This window comes from Gluconacetobacter diazotrophicus PA1 5 (genome assembly GCF_000067045.1).
GTDB classification, from domain to species: domain Bacteria; phylum Pseudomonadota; class Alphaproteobacteria; order Acetobacterales; family Acetobacteraceae; genus Gluconacetobacter; species Gluconacetobacter diazotrophicus.
In genome coordinates this window covers 3506913-3522053 of the sequence record NC_010125.1, presented here as the reverse complement: position 1 = coordinate 3522053, position 15141 = coordinate 3506913, and the positions used below count along the sequence as shown (strand labels likewise).

9 protein-coding genes and 1 pseudogene are annotated in these 15141 nt (G+C 60.8%); all 10 read left to right on the top strand.

Annotated features, from left to right (window positions below):
• Positions 1-20: 20 nt before the first annotated feature.
• Positions 21-1424, top strand: coding sequence for a sensor histidine kinase (locus GDI_RS16225; RefSeq protein ID WP_012227993.1), 1404 nt, complete (start codon positions 21-23; stop codon positions 1422-1424).
• 168 nt (positions 1425-1592) lie between these two features.
• Complete coding sequence (locus tag GDI_RS16220) at positions 1593-4766, top strand: efflux RND transporter permease subunit (protein WP_012227992.1); 3174 nt, start codon at positions 1593-1595, stop codon at positions 4764-4766.
• A complete protein-coding gene (locus GDI_RS16215) occupies positions 4763-6040 on the top strand; it encodes an efflux RND transporter periplasmic adaptor subunit (RefSeq protein ID WP_012227985.1) in 1278 nt (425 codons plus the stop codon). The genes GDI_RS16220 and GDI_RS16215 overlap by 4 nt, the downstream gene beginning before the upstream one ends.
• Positions 6037-7641 carry an efflux transporter outer membrane subunit gene (locus GDI_RS16210; protein WP_012227984.1) on the top strand — a complete coding sequence of 535 codons (1605 nt, stop codon included), beginning with the start codon at positions 6037-6039 and terminating at the stop codon, positions 7639-7641. The genes GDI_RS16215 and GDI_RS16210 overlap by 4 nt, the downstream gene beginning before the upstream one ends.
• A 25-nt stretch (positions 7642-7666) precedes the next feature.
• Positions 7667-7828 (top strand): annotated as a pseudogene (locus GDI_RS19860) (winged helix-turn-helix domain-containing protein); the annotation flags it as partial.
• A 375-nt stretch (positions 7829-8203) separates the two neighbouring features.
• A complete protein-coding gene (gene rplK, locus GDI_RS16200; RefSeq protein ID WP_012227982.1) occupies positions 8204-8638 on the top strand; it encodes a 50S ribosomal protein L11 in 435 nt (144 codons plus the stop codon).
• Between the two features lie 4 nt (positions 8639-8642).
• A complete protein-coding gene (gene rplA / locus GDI_RS16195) occupies positions 8643-9338 on the top strand; it encodes a 50S ribosomal protein L1 (protein WP_012227981.1) in 696 nt (231 codons plus the stop codon).
• Between the two features lie 307 nt (positions 9339-9645).
• The gene (gene rplJ, locus GDI_RS16190) at positions 9646-10164 is read left to right on the top strand and encodes a 50S ribosomal protein L10 (RefSeq protein ID WP_012554685.1); all 519 of its coding nucleotides are present in this window, start codon (positions 9646-9648) and stop codon (positions 10162-10164) included.
• Positions 10165-10265: 101 nt separating this feature from the next.
• Positions 10266-10643 carry a 50S ribosomal protein L7/L12 gene (gene rplL, locus GDI_RS16185; RefSeq protein WP_012227979.1) on the top strand — a complete coding sequence of 126 codons (378 nt, stop codon included), beginning with the start codon at positions 10266-10268 and terminating at the stop codon, positions 10641-10643.
• Positions 10644-10926: 283 nt separating this feature from the next.
• Positions 10927-15099 carry a DNA-directed RNA polymerase subunit beta gene (rpoB, locus tag GDI_RS16180; protein WP_012227978.1) on the top strand — a complete coding sequence of 1391 codons (4173 nt, stop codon included), beginning with the start codon at positions 10927-10929 and terminating at the stop codon, positions 15097-15099.
• The last annotated feature ends 42 nt before the right edge of the window (positions 15100-15141 follow it).

Below are 15141 nucleotides of genomic sequence, written 5' to 3'. Positions count from 1 at the left end.
GCTCGGGGAGGCTTGTACAGGTGTCGTTTGCTGAATTACTCCGGACCGCCACCTTCCGCCTGACCCTGGCGGTGGTGGCGGCCATGATCGGCACGGCGGCGCTGCAGTTCTCGCTGGGATACAGCCAGACCAAGGCCTTCGAGTTCCGCCGATCCGACGCCCTGCTGCACCGCGAGGCCGACCTGCTGCGCCGCGAGACGCCGCAGGACCTGGAGCACAAGATCCGCGAACGGGCGACCGACGATCTGCGCGTCGTGATCAACCAGGCCGCGCTGTTCGACGCCGATCATCACTCCATCGCGGGCGACCTGCGCACCTGGCCCGCCGGGCTGGCGGCCGACGGCCATGTGCATGAACTGACCGTCCAGCCGGCCGAGGATGCGCCCTATGTCCTGCGCATCCTGGCCGTTCCTGTAGCGGGCGACCGGGTGCTGGTTCTGGCGCGCGGGCTGCACATGCTGGACGAACTGCGGCTGACGATGCGGCATTCGCTGCTGGTGTCGATCGTGCCGACGGTGCTGTTCGCGCTGATGATGGGGATCGTGCTCAGTCACCGTGCCCTGGCCCGCGTGACCCAGATGCACGAGGCGATCGACCGGATCATGGAGGGCGACCTGCATGAACGCCTGCCCTCGGGACGCGAGCGGGACGAGATGCAGCGCCTGGCCGGCAGCGTGAACCGCATGCTGGATCGGCTGGAACACCTGATGGTAGAAATCAGGGATGTCGGCAATGACATAGCCCATGACCTGAGAACGCCGCTGGCGCGTGTTCGGGCACGCCTTGACCGTGCCTTGAGCGGGCAGGTCGATGCGCTTGCCCTGAAGGACGTCATCGCGCGCGCGATCGATGACCTGGACCAGTCGTTTTTAGTCATCACGGCTCTGTTGCGTCTGGCCGAGATCGAGAATGGCCAGCGGCGGGCCGGCTTTACGACCGTGAATCTCGGGGAATTGGTCACCGATGCCGTGGACCTCTACGAGCCCATGGCGGAAACAAAATCCATAGCGATAACCGCATTGGTGCCTGACGAGGCCATTATGATCCATGGGGACAGGCATCTGTTGATCGAGTTGCTTGCGAATCTTATGGATAATGCGATTAAATTTACGCCTGATGGTGGGATTATTACTGTCATTATGGAAGAATCGTGGCCTTATGTTAATATAAAAGTAAAAGACACGGGAATTGGGATTGCGAAAACGGAGCGTTCATCTGTTCTTGGCAGATTTTATAGGTCCGATAAGAGCCGCCATGTTCCTGGAATCGGTTTGGGGCTTAGTCTTGTCTCGGCAATTGCCCATCTTCATGGGGCTGAATTATCAATACATGCAGCATCATCTGTTTCATTAAATCCGGGAACAGTTTTTAAGCTTGTTTTTCATCAGGCTTCTACTTCGCATGGGGCTCGATTAAGCCGCTAAACGGAAATTTCATTTAATAACTTTCGGCCAAGCTGTATCGCTGTCCGGGATTAAAAAGGACAGGTGTGATGGCTTTCGAAGGGGTGCGCGAACCGAGTGGCTGGCTCGTTCGTATCGACTGGACAAAGGCATGCTTATGTATAGGAACGGGCAGAAGGTGAGCGTCGTATGAATTCAATTGTCGTCACCGCGCTTAAGCGGCCGTACACCTTCGTCGTTCTTTCGATTTTGATTGTCGTTTTTGGTGTTAAGGGAATCCTTAATACACCGACCGATATTTTCCCGAGTATAAAAATCCCGGTTGTGGCCATCGTGTGGACATATACGGGGCTTATGCCGGAAGATATGTCCGGACGTGTTGTTTATTATTATGAACGATCGCTGACGGCGACGGTTAATAATATTGAACACATCGAGAGTGGATCATATTACGGTCGTGGTGTTGTGAAGGTATTCTTCCAGCCCGGTACCGACACGTCCGTTGCGCAGACCCAGATCACATCTGTCTCTCAGACCGTCATCAAACAGATGCCTACCGGCTCCACGCCGCCATTGATTTTGACATATAATGCATCGTCGGTCCCGGTTTTGACGCTTCAGGTGTCGTCTACCAAGATGTCGCCTTCCGACGTCTATAACATGGCATCCAACCTCATCAGGCCTGCATTGGTTTCGGTCGCGGGTACGGCTATTCCCAATCCGTACGGCGGCTTGCCAAGCAATGTGATGGTGGATCTGGATCCGACCAAGCTGCTTGCGCACAAGCTGTCGCCCGTTGACGTTTCCGTCGCCTTGAATCGTCAGAACATCGTTCTGCCTGCCGGTGATCAGCGTATCGGTGCCATTGACTGGATGGTGCAGACGAATGCATCGCCAAGGGACATGGAAGACCTGAATGACATTCCCATCAAGCAGGTTGGGAATGCCGTCGTCAGGCTTCGTGACGTCGCGTGGGTTCACAGAGGCGGCCCTCCGCAGACAAACCTTGTCCTGGTCAAAGGACATCAAGGCGTTCTGATCGTTATTATGAAAAGTGGCGATGCGTCGACGCTTGCCGTTGTCAGTGGCGTCAAGGCGCTGTTGCCCTCGATCATGAAGACTGTTCCGGCGGACGTTAAAGTCAGTGTTCTGACGGATGCTTCCGGATTTGTTAAAGACTCCATCCGGGATGTGTTGCAGGAAATGTTCACTGCGGCATGTCTGACCGGTCTTGTTGTGCTTCTCTTCCTGGGGTCGTGGCGGTCGACGGTCATTATCGCCACGTCCATTCCCCTGTCGATGCTGTGTTCGATTATTGGTCTGGGGTGGGCTGGGCAGACCATCAATGCGATGACCCTGGGTGGCCTTGCGCTGGCCGTTGGTATTCTCGTCGACGATGCGACCGTTATGATCGAGAATATCGATGCGCATCTTGAAATGGGAAAAGATCTGGAAACCGCAATTATCGACGCGGCGAATCAGATTGTCATTCCGACCTTCGTTTCGACCCTGTGTATCTGTATCGTCTGGATGCCCCTGTTCCAGCTTACGGGCGTGGCGGGCTGGCTGTTTATGCCGATGGCCGAAGCAATCGTGTTCGCCATGATGGCCTCGTTCATCCTGTCGCGCACGCTCGTGCCGACGATGGCAAAATATATTCTGGCGGCTCAGGTGGCGGCCCACGCGCATGGACCGGTAGAGCCTAAAAATGTCTTTGGTCGGTTTCAGCGTGGCTTCGAAGCTGGGTTCACCCGATTTCGCGAGCGGTATAAGATTCTGCTGGTCGGACTGATCGATTCCCGCCGAGTTTTTGTCCCCGGATTTGTTTTTGTGTGTGTGATTTCCACGGGGCTTTATTTCACGGTCGGTGAGGATTTTTTTCCGGAAATCAATTCAGACACTATCGCTCTTCATATGAGGGCCCCTCTGGGTACCCGTCTGGAAGAGGCGGGGAAAATTTCCCAGTTGGTGAATGAGGAAATCAAGCGCGTACTGCCTGGTCAGGTCGAAGACGTTGTTGATAACTGTGGCCTGCCATTTTCCGCGCTGAACCAGGCCTTCATTCCGACGCCGACAGTCGGGCCTCAGGATTGTGACCTGACTGTCAGCCTGAAAAATGAAAATTCGCCTGTGGCGGAATACCGACAGAAGATTCGCAAGGCACTCAATAAGAAGTTCCCCGGAACGGTCATCTCGTTCATGCCTGGAGATCTGACGGCTAAAATCCTCAACTTCGGACTGCCTGCACCGATCGATGTTCAGATCGTCGGGAGAAACCTGACCGATAATTTCCGGTTCGCCAACATTCTGGCACAACGTATGCGACATATTCCGGGCCTGGCCGATGTCATGGTTCAGCAACCGATGACTACGCCGACCTTGCGGGTGAATACCCATAGAACATTCGCATCTGGTACCGGGTTGACCGAATCTGATGTTGCGAACAATGCGCTCGTGACGCTTTCCGGCAGTTCCCAGGTTGGTCAGGTTTACTGGTTGGATGTCCAGTCAGGCGTGTCGCATCTTGTCGATATCCAGGCGCCCGCAGCATTCCTGCAGCACTTCAATGACCTTGAAACCCTGCCAATCGACAAGGGGGACGGAAACCCCAATGGCGATAACCCGCAGCTTCTGGGTGCCTTAAGCCAGATCGTGCAGACGGGTACTCCGGGGGAAGTGTCGCACTACAATATCATGCCGGTATTCGATATTTACGGCATGAATGAAGGCCTGGATCTTGGGACCGTATCGCGAGAAGTGGCTCGTGTTGTCGAGGACGCCAAGAAGGATCTTCCCAAGGGGTCCAGTGTCGTCATTCGTGGTCAGGCGACTACTATGGGAAGCGCCTATATCGAATTGATTGGTGGTCTTCTTCTGTCCGTTACGCTTGTTTACCTGTTGATTGTGGTCAACTTTCAATCGTGGGTTGATCCATTCATCATCATTACTGCACTTCCTGGGGCTCTCGCCGGGATTGCATGGAGCCTCTTTCTTACCCACACGGCGTTGTCGGTTCCTGCGTTGACGGGGGCTATTATGTGCATGGGTACAGCGACGGCGAACTCTATCCTTGTTGTGTCATTCGCGCGTGAACGGATGGATGAGCACGGGGATGCAATACGCGCTGCAATAGAAGCGGGTTATGAGCGCATTCGTCCCGTTTTGATGACGGCTTCGGCAATGATTATTGGTATGTTGCCCATGTCTCTAAGTAATTCGCAGAATGCGCCGCTGGGCCGAGCCGTCATGGGTGGGTTGCTGGTTGCAACTTTGGCAACCCTGATTTTTGTCCCGTGTGTGTTCGCTCTGATCCATTCCAAAGGTGGCAGCAGCCATTCCCCCGTTGAAGGAGACGCAAAATGAGTGCCGATAAGAGGTTGAGCCCTTCGGGTTCGGATGGACGCGGGTCGCGCAAGGTGCTCTGGCTGGTTGCCTGTGTGGCCGTCGTTCTTGCCGCTGTCGGCATCGTTCAGCGTCGCCTGCATTACGTGCATCTTCAGGGCCAGACGACCGAGGCGTCCATACCCGACGTGCAGATGACCGATGTTTTGCCTGGTCCGGCGACGCGTGACCTCACGCTCCCTGCGAATATCGAGGCCTGGTATGAGGCGCCGATTTACGCTCAGGTCTCTGGTTACGTCAAAATGTGGTATACGGATTTTGGAGCGGTGGTGAAGCAGGGCGATGTCCTGGCTGAGATCAACACGCCGTCTCTCGACGCGGAATACCATGCGGCCCAGGCCAACTTGAATGTAGAGTTGGCCAAATACAAACTCGCGGTGATCACGGCGGATCGTTGGAAAGCCCTGCAAGGAACGCAAGCTGTCGCACAGCAGGAGGTCAGTGTTCAGGTGGCCAACGCGGCGGCTCAGGAAGCGCGGGTAGATGCGGCCAGGCATGCCGTCGACCGATACGAAGCGCTGGAAGGGTTCAAGAAAATTGTCGCCCCGTTTGACGGGATTGTGACGAACCGCTTTGTCAACGTTGGTGCGTATGTCAACGCGGGCCGTGGCGACGTCACGGCGCAGGGCGGGGCGGCTGAACTGTTCAGTGTGGCAGATGTTCATGCCATGCGTGTTTTTGTCAGCGTGCCGCAAGATTACGCTAGTGTGATTTCTCCGAAGTTGAAGGTTAGTCTGTCTGTGCCGCAGTTCCCGGGCAGGAAGTTTACGGCAAAATATCTGACAACGGCGGCGGCGTTTAATGCGTCGACCCGCACGGTTACGACCGAGCTTACGGTTGATAATCCTGATCGGCTGCTGTGGCCGAATTCGTACGCGTCGGCGTTCATGCAGGCACCGGGGAATCCTGACCTGGCGATTATTCCCGAATCCGCGCTGATTTTCCGTGCGCAGGGAACGCAGGTTGCGACCGTGGACAGCGGCGGTTATGCCCATCTTGTTTCGGTGACGGTCGGGAATAATCTCGGGAACGCGGTTGAAGTACTTTCAGGCGTGCATAAAGGCGAGCGTATTATCGACAATCCGTCGGCAGGGTTGCTGGAGGGGCAGAAGGTTAGAATCGTGCCCCCGACGCTGGGGTATAATGTGCAGCCTCAACCACATGCCGAGGGCACGAATGACAACGCACGTGCCATGCCCGAAGAGGGTTCTGCTCCATCAGAGGATCGGAAATGAACAGGGTATCAGTGTCTTCGTGTGCTTTGCGGAGTACATGGCGTAGATTTGCGAATTGGACTGCGTTGGCGGGTGTGGTGTTTCTGGGCGGTTGCGATCTTGCACCGACCTATCATCCTGTGAAGCTTGCCTATCCAGATAATTGGGAGGGCAGCGGAGTCTTCCGTTTCGGTCGTCCCGACGAGGCGGCTCCGAGGAAAGACTGGTGGACTGTATTCAATGATCCGCAGTTGAACGCTTTGGAAGATCAGGTCGCGCGGCTTAATCCGGATCTGCAGGCCGAAGCGGAAGCGTTCATGCAGGCTCGCGATATCGCCATGCAGGCACGTTCGCAACTGTTTCCCCAGATCAGCGGCGGGGCTGGCGGAGAAAAAGAGAAAAGTTCGGCGCATAGATTATGGCGCGCCGAAGGTTCGACCACTCCTCTGTATATGTCTTCCGAACAATATTACGGGTCGGCAACATGGGAGCCGGATTTTTGGTCGTCGATCAGAAATAAGACCAGAATGGCGAAGGAGGCGACCCAGCAACTCGCCGCGGACTACGCACTGGCCCGCCTGAGCATTCAAAGTGAGGTTGCCAGCGATTATATCGCTCTTCGCGGCTTCGATGCGCAGGACGCGGTGTACCGTGATTCGATTGCGTACTATCAGCAGGCAGTCTCCATCACCCAGCTCCGGCTTGCTGGCGCGATATCGCCTGGCATGGACGTTGCGCGTGCCCAAACCCAGTTCTATGCCACGCAGGCCCGGGAAACCGATGTGCGGGCTGCGCGGGATGTGCTCGAACACGCGATCGCCGTGCTGGTTAACAAGGCGCCGGCCTCTTTTCACATCGCGCCGGTCGACAGTTACCCGTTCGCCCCCGTGCAACTTCCGGTTGTACTGCCATCGGAACTTCTTCAGCGGCGCCCGGATATCGCATCTGCTGAACGGTCTATGGCGCAGGCAAACCGGGCGATCGGCGTTTCAAGGGCTGCATTCTATCCGCATGTGACCTTCAATGCCATGACCGGTTTTATGGACCATGGGTTCGACCTCGCGTCACTGTCGAATTCCATGTACCAGTTTGGTGCACAAGCCGTTTTGCCGATATTTACGGCGGGTCTTCGCCGGGCTGAATTGCAGCGCACCTGGTCGCAGTACCGCCAGTCGGAAGATAAATATCGTTCGACGGTGCTGGGCGCGTTTCGTGAGGTCGAGGATAATCTGACGCTGACCAGCCGTCTTCGTACAGAAACCACTCAGGCGTCGGAAGCCGTCAATGCAGCCCTGAGAACGCAGCGGATGTCCATGGCGCTTTATACAGGCGGGCTGACCAATTACCTGGATGTTGTTGTCGCACAGCAGGCCGCATTGGAAGCGCGCATAATCCTCGTGCAGGTGCAGGCGCGACAGTCTGATGCCGAGGTTCAGTTGGTCCGGGCATATGGTGGCGGATGGTCTACAGGCGAACTGCCTGCATCAGACAGTTCCATCATGCCTTTTTCGCCTCTGCAATATAACGAGTTGGACAGGTCGAAACCGCTTGCAGGGATCAGTGTGGATCCGGTGGCTGGTGCGACGGACCTCGGAAGCAATCCTGTCCCGCCCAAGCATTGAATCAGGAGGAAGATGGCTGCGCGAGCCGGCCTGCCGGCTGAACGCCGCACAGCAGGTCGAATTGAAGGCGTTGGTCGAGGCAGGTCCGGATCGGCAGCGCGATGGCGTGGTGCGATGGCGCCGTGTCGATCTGCAACGCGTGATCGAAGAACGCTTCGGCGTCGTCTACCACGAGCGGCACGTGACCGCCCGCATTGCCGAGGTCCAGGTGGAAACGCGGCGCCATCAGGCCACGGTGGCGCTGATCCGCGCCCTAGGCGGCGGCTGGTCGCGCGCCCAGTTGCTCGATACCAAGGCGATCCGGCCGTTCGGTTTGCTGCAATATGAAGGCCTGCATGTGCCCAAGGAAGCCGGCGGCGTCGCCGTGGGGACCAGTCCGGACCTGCTGAACCTGACGGGCCCCGACCTGCGTGGTCCCGGCCTGCAAGGGGCCGGGTTGACAGAACCGCTCAAATAGGGTTAGGGACCCGCCTCTTACGGAACGCGGGAGACCGCACGCCGCCTCGCGCGGCGGGCGGCCGCACGAACCGCGGTCCGGGTGAAACAGTCAGGAGCCCCGGATATGGCCAAGAAAATCGTTGGCTACATCAAGTTGCAAATTCCCGCCGGCAAGGCGAATCCGTCCCCGCCGGTCGGCCCGGCGCTGGGTCAGCGCGGCCTGAACATCATGCAGTTCTGCAAGGAGTTCAACGCCAAGACGCAGGGTCTCGAACCCGGCATGCCGATCCCGGTGGTCATCACCGCGTTCGCCGACCGCACGTTCACCTTCATCACGAAGACCCCGCCGAACACCTACTTCCTCATGAAGGCCGCCAACATCAAGAAGGGCAGCTCGACGGTGGGCAAGGCCGCTGCGGTCGGCAGCGTGACGATGGCGCAGCTCCGCGAGATCGCCGAGCAGAAGAAGCAGGACATGAATGCCAACGACGTGGACGGGGCCGTGCGCATGCTGATCGGTTCCGCCCGTTCGATGGGCCTTACGGTGGTGGAGGGCTGATCCCATGGCGAAGAACAAGCGTCTGACGGCCGCCCAGGCCACTGTGGATCGTAACAAGGCCTATGGCCTGGACGAGGCGATCGCCCTGGTGAAGCAGGTGGCGACCGCCAAGTTCGATGAGACGATCGAGATCTCGCTGAACCTGGGCATCGACCCGCGTCACGCCGACCAGATGGTCCGTGGCCTGCTCTCGCTGCCGAACGGCACGGGCAAGACCCTGCGCGTGGGTGTGTTCGCCCGTGGCGCGAAGGCCGAGGAAGCCCTGGCCGCCGGTGCCGACGTGGTCGGCGCCGAGGACCTGGCCGAGAAGGTGCAGGCCGGCGAGATCGCGTTCGACCGCTGCATCGCGACGCCGGACATGATGGCCCTGGTCGGCCGCCTGGGCAAGATCCTGGGCCCGCGCGGCCTGATGCCGAACCCCAAGCTCGGCACCGTGACTATGGACGTCAAGGGCGCCGTCACGGCGGCCAAGTCCGGTCAGGTCGAGTACCGCGCCGAAAAGGCCGGTATCATCCATGCCGGCATCGGCAAGGCGTCCTTCGAGGGCGACAAGCTGGCCGAGAACATCCGCGCGTTCGTCGATGCGGTGCAGAAGGCCAAGCCGACGGGTGCCAAGGGCACCTACCTGCGCAAGGCCGCCCTGTCCTCGACGATGGGCCCGGGTATTCGCGTCGACGTGTCCGCCTTCTCGGCGGGCTGATCGCGCACAGATGACGCGGCATCCGCACGGGTGCTGCGGACAGGAGGCAGGGCGCGTTTCCCATCCGGGACACGCGCTATGATCTTCCGAACCTGTCCATGACCGGATGTGGCGCGAGCCTTGATGGACCTTCGGGTCCGCACCCGGAAGACGGGGATTGCCGGATTCGGGCGGCCATGCCGCCCGCACTGGTTGTTCCGTTGTTCACAGGACAGGCGAACCGGAGGGCGCGGCCATCGGGCGCGGCTCTCCTTGGGTAAACCCGGCCTGCCAGGCCATGCCCGGCAGGTCACGACGGAGACGGGAATTGGACCGTACGGAGAAGCGGGAGTTTGTTGCCTCCCTCGCGGCCGTGTTCGCCGAGACGTCCATGGTCGTCGTCACCCGCAATGACGGGCTGACGGTTGCCGATGCGACGATCCTGCGGCAGCGCGTGCGTGCGGCTGGAGCGACTTACAAGGTCGCGAAGAACCGGCTGGCCAACCTCGCCCTGGCAGGGACCCGATTCGAAGGCATTTCGCCGCTGCTGAAGGGGCCGACCGCATTGTCGTGGTCGGCTGATCCTGTGGCCGTGGCCAAGGTGCTTGTCGAGTTCGCCAAGACCAACGAAAAGCTTGTTCTGCTCGGTGGAGCGCTCGGCACCCAGACATTGAATGTCGATGGGGTCAAGGCGCTGGCCGAACTTCCGTCCCTGGATACGCTCCGGGCGCAGCTGGTGGGGCTCATCTCCACGCCGGCCACGCGCATCGCGGGTGTGCTCCAGGCGCCGGCAGGACAGCTTGCGCGGGTTTTCGGGGCCTACGCCAAAAAGGACGAGGCTGCCTGAGCCATATGCGCCCCGCATGCGCGGGGCGATAAAATTCGCACAGTCTCGTGAAATCGGGATTGTGTTGCGCCAATCAGTGTATAAATTAGGAAGACCAAATCATGGCCGATCTGACCAAACTCGTTGACGAGCTGTCCGCCCTCACCGTTCTCGAGGCCGCCGAGCTCTCCAAGCTGCTCGAAGAGAAGTGGGGCGTTTCCGCCGCCGCTCCGGTTGCCGTTGCTGCCGCTCCGGCCGCTGGCGCCGCCGCTGCCCCGGCCGAAGAGCAGACCGAATTCACCGTTGTCCTCGCGAAGGCCGGTGACAAGAAGATCAACGTCATCAAGGAAATCCGCGGCATCACCGGCCTGGGCCTGAAGGAAGCCAAGGACCTGGTCGAAGGTGCGCCGAAGACCGTGAAGGAAGGCGTCAACAAGGACGAGGCCGAGAAGATCAAGAAGCTTCTTGAAGACAACGGCGCGTCCGTCGAAGTGAAGTAATCTACGGGTTGCCGGTGGCCTTCGGGCCGCCGTCTCCTGCTTAACACCAGGCGAGGGCGGGAATCCTGAAGGTTCCCGCCCCCTTGGCCGTTCTGGCGCCCTGACCGCAAGGTCTCGGGCGCCTTTGGCGGTAGAAGGCCCGTCCTGCGGGACGGGTGGGCGCCGGCAGGTCCGGTGGCCAGAGACAAGATGGTTTGTGATGACCCGCTTCCATGTGCCGCGATCCAGGTCGCATGGCGCGCGCGGAAGGTCCGGGTCGTGGGGGATGGGGGCAGGATAGACGATGAACGCGATGACCAAATCGTTCACGGGACGCAAGCGCATCCGCAAGAGCTTCGGGCGGATACCCGAAATCGCTCCGATGCCCAATCTGATCGACGTGCAGCGCGCCAGCTACGAGGCGTTCCTGCAGATGAACGTGTCACCCGACAGCCGGACGCAGACCGGCCTGCAGGAAGTGTTCCGTTCGGTCTTCCCGATCAATGATTTCGCCGGCCGGGGCCGCCTCGAATTCGTCAATTACGAACTCGAGGAACCGAAATACGACGTCGAGGAATGCATCCAGCGCGGCCTGACCTTCGCGGCGCCGCTGAAGGTCGTACTGCGCCTGATCGTCTGGGACGTGGACGAGGATACCGGCTCGCGCTCGATCCGCGACATCAAGGAACAGCCCGTCTATATGGGCGACATGCCGCTGATGACCGACAACGGCACGTTCATCATCAACGGGACCGAGCGCGTCATCGTCAGCCAGATGCACCGTAGCCCCGGCGTCTTCTTCGATCACGACAAGGGCAAGACCCATTCCTCGGGCAAGTTCCTGTTCGCCGCGCGCGTCATCCCCTATCGCGGGTCGTGGCTGGACTTCGAATTCGACAGCAAGGACCTGATCTACGTCCGCATCGACCGCAAGCGGAAGCTGCCGGTCACCACGCTGCTCTACGCGCTGGAGGGTGCTTCCTCCGCCGCCGCCCGCGCCGCCAAGGTGGCCGAGGGCGGGGACGTCGACGCGCTGGAAATCCGCGGCATGGATGCCGACGAAATCCTGGGCTATTTCTACAATCAGGTCGTCTTCACGAAGGGCCCGAAGGGCTGGGCGCGTCCGTTCGACGCCGAGTCGTTCCGTGGCCTGAAGCTGCTGGAACCGCTGGTGGACGCCCAGAGCGGCGAGGTGGTGGCCGAGGCCGACGCCAAGCTGACGGCCCGCATGGTGCGCAAGATCGCCGAGACGACCAAGGAAGTCCTGGTCGGTCCCGCCGGCCTGATCGGCCGCTACGTCGCCCATGACCTGGTCAACATGGAAACCGGCGAGATCTATGCCGAAGCCGGCGAGGAACTGACCGAGGCCCGTCTGGAGGCGCTGGAAGAAGCGGGTGTGGACCAGTTGCCGACGCTGGCCGTCGATGCGTCGAACGGTCCGTGGATCCGCAACACGCTGACGGTGGACAAGAACACGTCGCGCGAGGACGCGCTGACCGACATCTATCGCGTCATGCGCCCTGGCGAGCCGCCGACCCCCGAGACCGCCGAAGCCATGTTCTCCGGCCTGTTCTTCGATGCGGACCGCTATGACCTGTCGGCGGTCGGCCGGGTGAAGATGAACATGCGCCTGGGCCTGGACGCCCCGGACACGATCCGCGTGCTGCGCAAGGAAGACATCCTGCGCACCGTCAAGATCATGTGCGAGCTGAAGGACGGCCGCGGCGCGATCGACGACATCGACAACCTGGGCAACCGTCGCGTCCGCTCGGTCGGCGAGCTGATGGAAAACCAGTATCGCGTCGGCCTGCTGCGCATGGAACGCGCGATCCGCGAGCGCATGGGCTCGGTCGATATCGACACCGTGATGCCGCACGACCTGATCAACGCCAAGCCGGCGGCGGCGGCGGTGCGCGAATTCTTCGGTTCGTCGCAGCTCAGCCAGTTCATGGACCAGACCAACCCGCTGTCCGAAGTCACGCACAAGCGTCGCCTCTCGGCCCTCGGGCCGGGCGGCCTGACGCGCGAGCGCGCGGGCTTCGAGGTGCGTGACGTCCATCCGACCCATTACGGCCGCATCTGCCCGATCGAAACGCCGGAAGGCCCGAATATCGGCCTGATCAACTCGCTGGCGACCTACGCCAAGGTGAACAAGTACGGCTTCATCGAAACGCCGTACCGCCTGGTGCGCGAGGGCGTGCTGCAGGACGGCTGGAAATACCTCTCCGCCATGGAAGAGGAAAAGCTGATCGTCGCCCAGGCGGACGCGAAGCAGGACAGCCACGGCAAGCTGACGGACGAACTGGTCTCGGTCCGCCGTGGCGGCGACTTCCGCCTGGTGAAGCCCGAGGAAGTGACGGCCTGCGACGTCTCGCCCAAGCAGCTCGTCTCGGTCGCCGCGGCGCTGATCCCGTTCCTGGAAAACGACGACGCCAACCGCGCGCTGATGGGCTCGAACATGCAGCGCCAGGCGGTGCCGCTGGTCCGCTCTGACGCGCCGCTGGTCGGCACGGGCATGGAAGCGGCGGTCGCCCATGATTCGGGTGCGACCATCGTGGCCAAGCGCGGCGGCATCATCGACCAGATCGACGGCGCGCGCATCGTGGTTCGCGCGACGGACGAGGCCGGGGCGACCCAGGGCGTCGATATCTACCGCCTGCGCAAATACATGCGGTCGAACCAGTCTACCTGCATCAACCAGCGTCCGCTGGTCCGCGTGGGCGACCGGGTGCGCGGCGGCGACATCATCGCCGACGGTCCGTCGACCGAACTGGGCGAACTGGCGCTGGGCCGGAACGTGCTGGTCGCGTTCATGCCGTGGAACGGGTACAACTTCGAAGATTCGATCCTGATTTCCGAGCGGATCGCCCGCGATGACGTCTTTACCTCGATCCATATCGAGGAATTCGAGGTCATGGCCCGCGACACCAAGCTGGGCCAGGAAGAAATCACCCGCGACATCCCCAATGTCGGCGAGGAAGCGCTGCGCAACCTCGACGAGGCGGGCATCGTCTATGTCGGCGCCGAGGTGAATCCGGGCGACATCCTGGTCGGCAAGGTCACGCCGAAGGGCGAAAGCCCGATGACGCCGGAAGAGAAGCTGCTGCGCGCCATCTTCGGCGAAAAGGCGTCCGACGTCCGCGACACGTCGCTGAAGCTGCCCCCGGGCACGACCGGCACCATCGTCGATGTGCGCGTCTTCTCGCGTCGCGGCGTGGACAAGGACGAGCGCGCGATGGCGATCGAGCGCGCCGAGATCGAACGTCTGGCCAAGGACCGCGACGACGAGCGCGCGATCCAGGAACGCTCGTTCTACAACCGGCTGCGCGAGCGTCTGGTGGGCCAGGTCTCCGGCACCGGCTTCAAGGGCCTGCGTTCGGGCACCGAGATCACCGAGGAGGTGCTGGCCGAGCATCCGCGCGGCGCGTGGCGGAACATCACCGTCGCCTCCGATCCGGTGATGGTGGAACTGGAAGTGCTGCGCCGCGAATTCGACGCGGCGGTGGCGCGCATCCAGGCCCGCTTCGAAAGCAAGGTCGAGAAGCTGCAGCGCGGTGACGAGCTGCCGCCGGGCGTGATGAAGATGGTCAAGGTCTTCGTCGCGGTGAAGCGCAAGCTGCAGCCGGGCGACAAGATGGCCGGCCGTCACGGCAACAAGGGTGTCGTCTCGCGCGTCGTCCCGGTCGAGGACATGCCGTTCCTCGAGGACGGCACGCCGGTCGACCTGGTGCTGAACCCGCTGGGCGTGCCGTCGCGCATGAATGTCGGGCAGATCCTGGAAACCCATCTGGGCTGGGCCTGCGCCAATATCGGCCGCGGCATCGGCGAACTGGTCGACGACTACCAGCGCACCGGCGAGAAGAAGCAGGAGCTGCTGGGCCGCCTGAAGACGGTCTATGGCGACCAGGTCTATGACGACGCCATCGTCGACCTGCCGAACGACCAGCTGGTCGAACTGGCCAACAACCTGCGCAAGGGCGTGCCGATCGCGACCCCGGTGTTCGACGGCGCGTCGATCCCGGATATCGAGGCGATGCTGGAAAGCGCCGGCGTCAACAAGTCGGGCCAGTCGCAGCTGATCGACGGCCGCACCGGCGAGCCGTTCGAGCGTCGGACCACGGTCGGCTACATCTACATGCTGAAGCTGCATCACCTGGTCGACGACAAGATCCATGCCCGTTCGATCGGTCCGTACTCGCTGGTGACGCAGCAGCCCCTGGGCGGCAAGGCCCAGTTCGGCGGCCAGCGCTTCGGCGAGATGGAGGTCTGGGCGCTGGAGGCGTACGGCGCGGCCTATACATTGCAGGAAATGCTGACGGTGAAGTCGGACGACGTGTCCGGCCGCACCAAGGTCTACGAAGCGATCGTGCGCGAGCAGGACGATTTCGAGGCCGGCATTCCCGAGAGCTTCAACGTCCTGATCAAGGAACTGAAATCGCTCGGCCTGAACGTGGATCTGGAGCAGAGCAATGACTGACGTCGCCGTCGGTCATCTCCCTCTTTCTCCGTCTATTGTCTT

What these genes read in the sequence shown, in the direction of transcription:
- rplA (WP_012227981.1), top strand. Translation starts at nt 8,643, where the DNA reads ATGGCGAAGAACAAGCGTCTGACGGCCGCCCAGGCCACTGTGGATCGT.
- GDI_RS16220 (WP_012227992.1), top strand. Translation starts at nt 1,593, where the DNA reads ATGAATTCAATTGTCGTCACCGCGCTTAAGCGGCCGTACACCTTCGTC.
- rplL (WP_012227979.1), top strand. Translation starts at nt 10,266, where the DNA reads ATGGCCGATCTGACCAAACTCGTTGACGAGCTGTCCGCCCTCACCGTT.
- GDI_RS16210 (WP_012227984.1), top strand. Translation starts at nt 6,037, where the DNA reads ATGAACAGGGTATCAGTGTCTTCGTGTGCTTTGCGGAGTACATGGCGT.
- GDI_RS16215 (WP_012227985.1), top strand. Translation starts at nt 4,763, where the DNA reads ATGAGTGCCGATAAGAGGTTGAGCCCTTCGGGTTCGGATGGACGCGGG.
- rplK (WP_012227982.1), top strand. Translation starts at nt 8,204, where the DNA reads ATGGCCAAGAAAATCGTTGGCTACATCAAGTTGCAAATTCCCGCCGGC.
- rpoB (WP_012227978.1), top strand. Translation starts at nt 10,927, where the DNA reads ATGAACGCGATGACCAAATCGTTCACGGGACGCAAGCGCATCCGCAAG.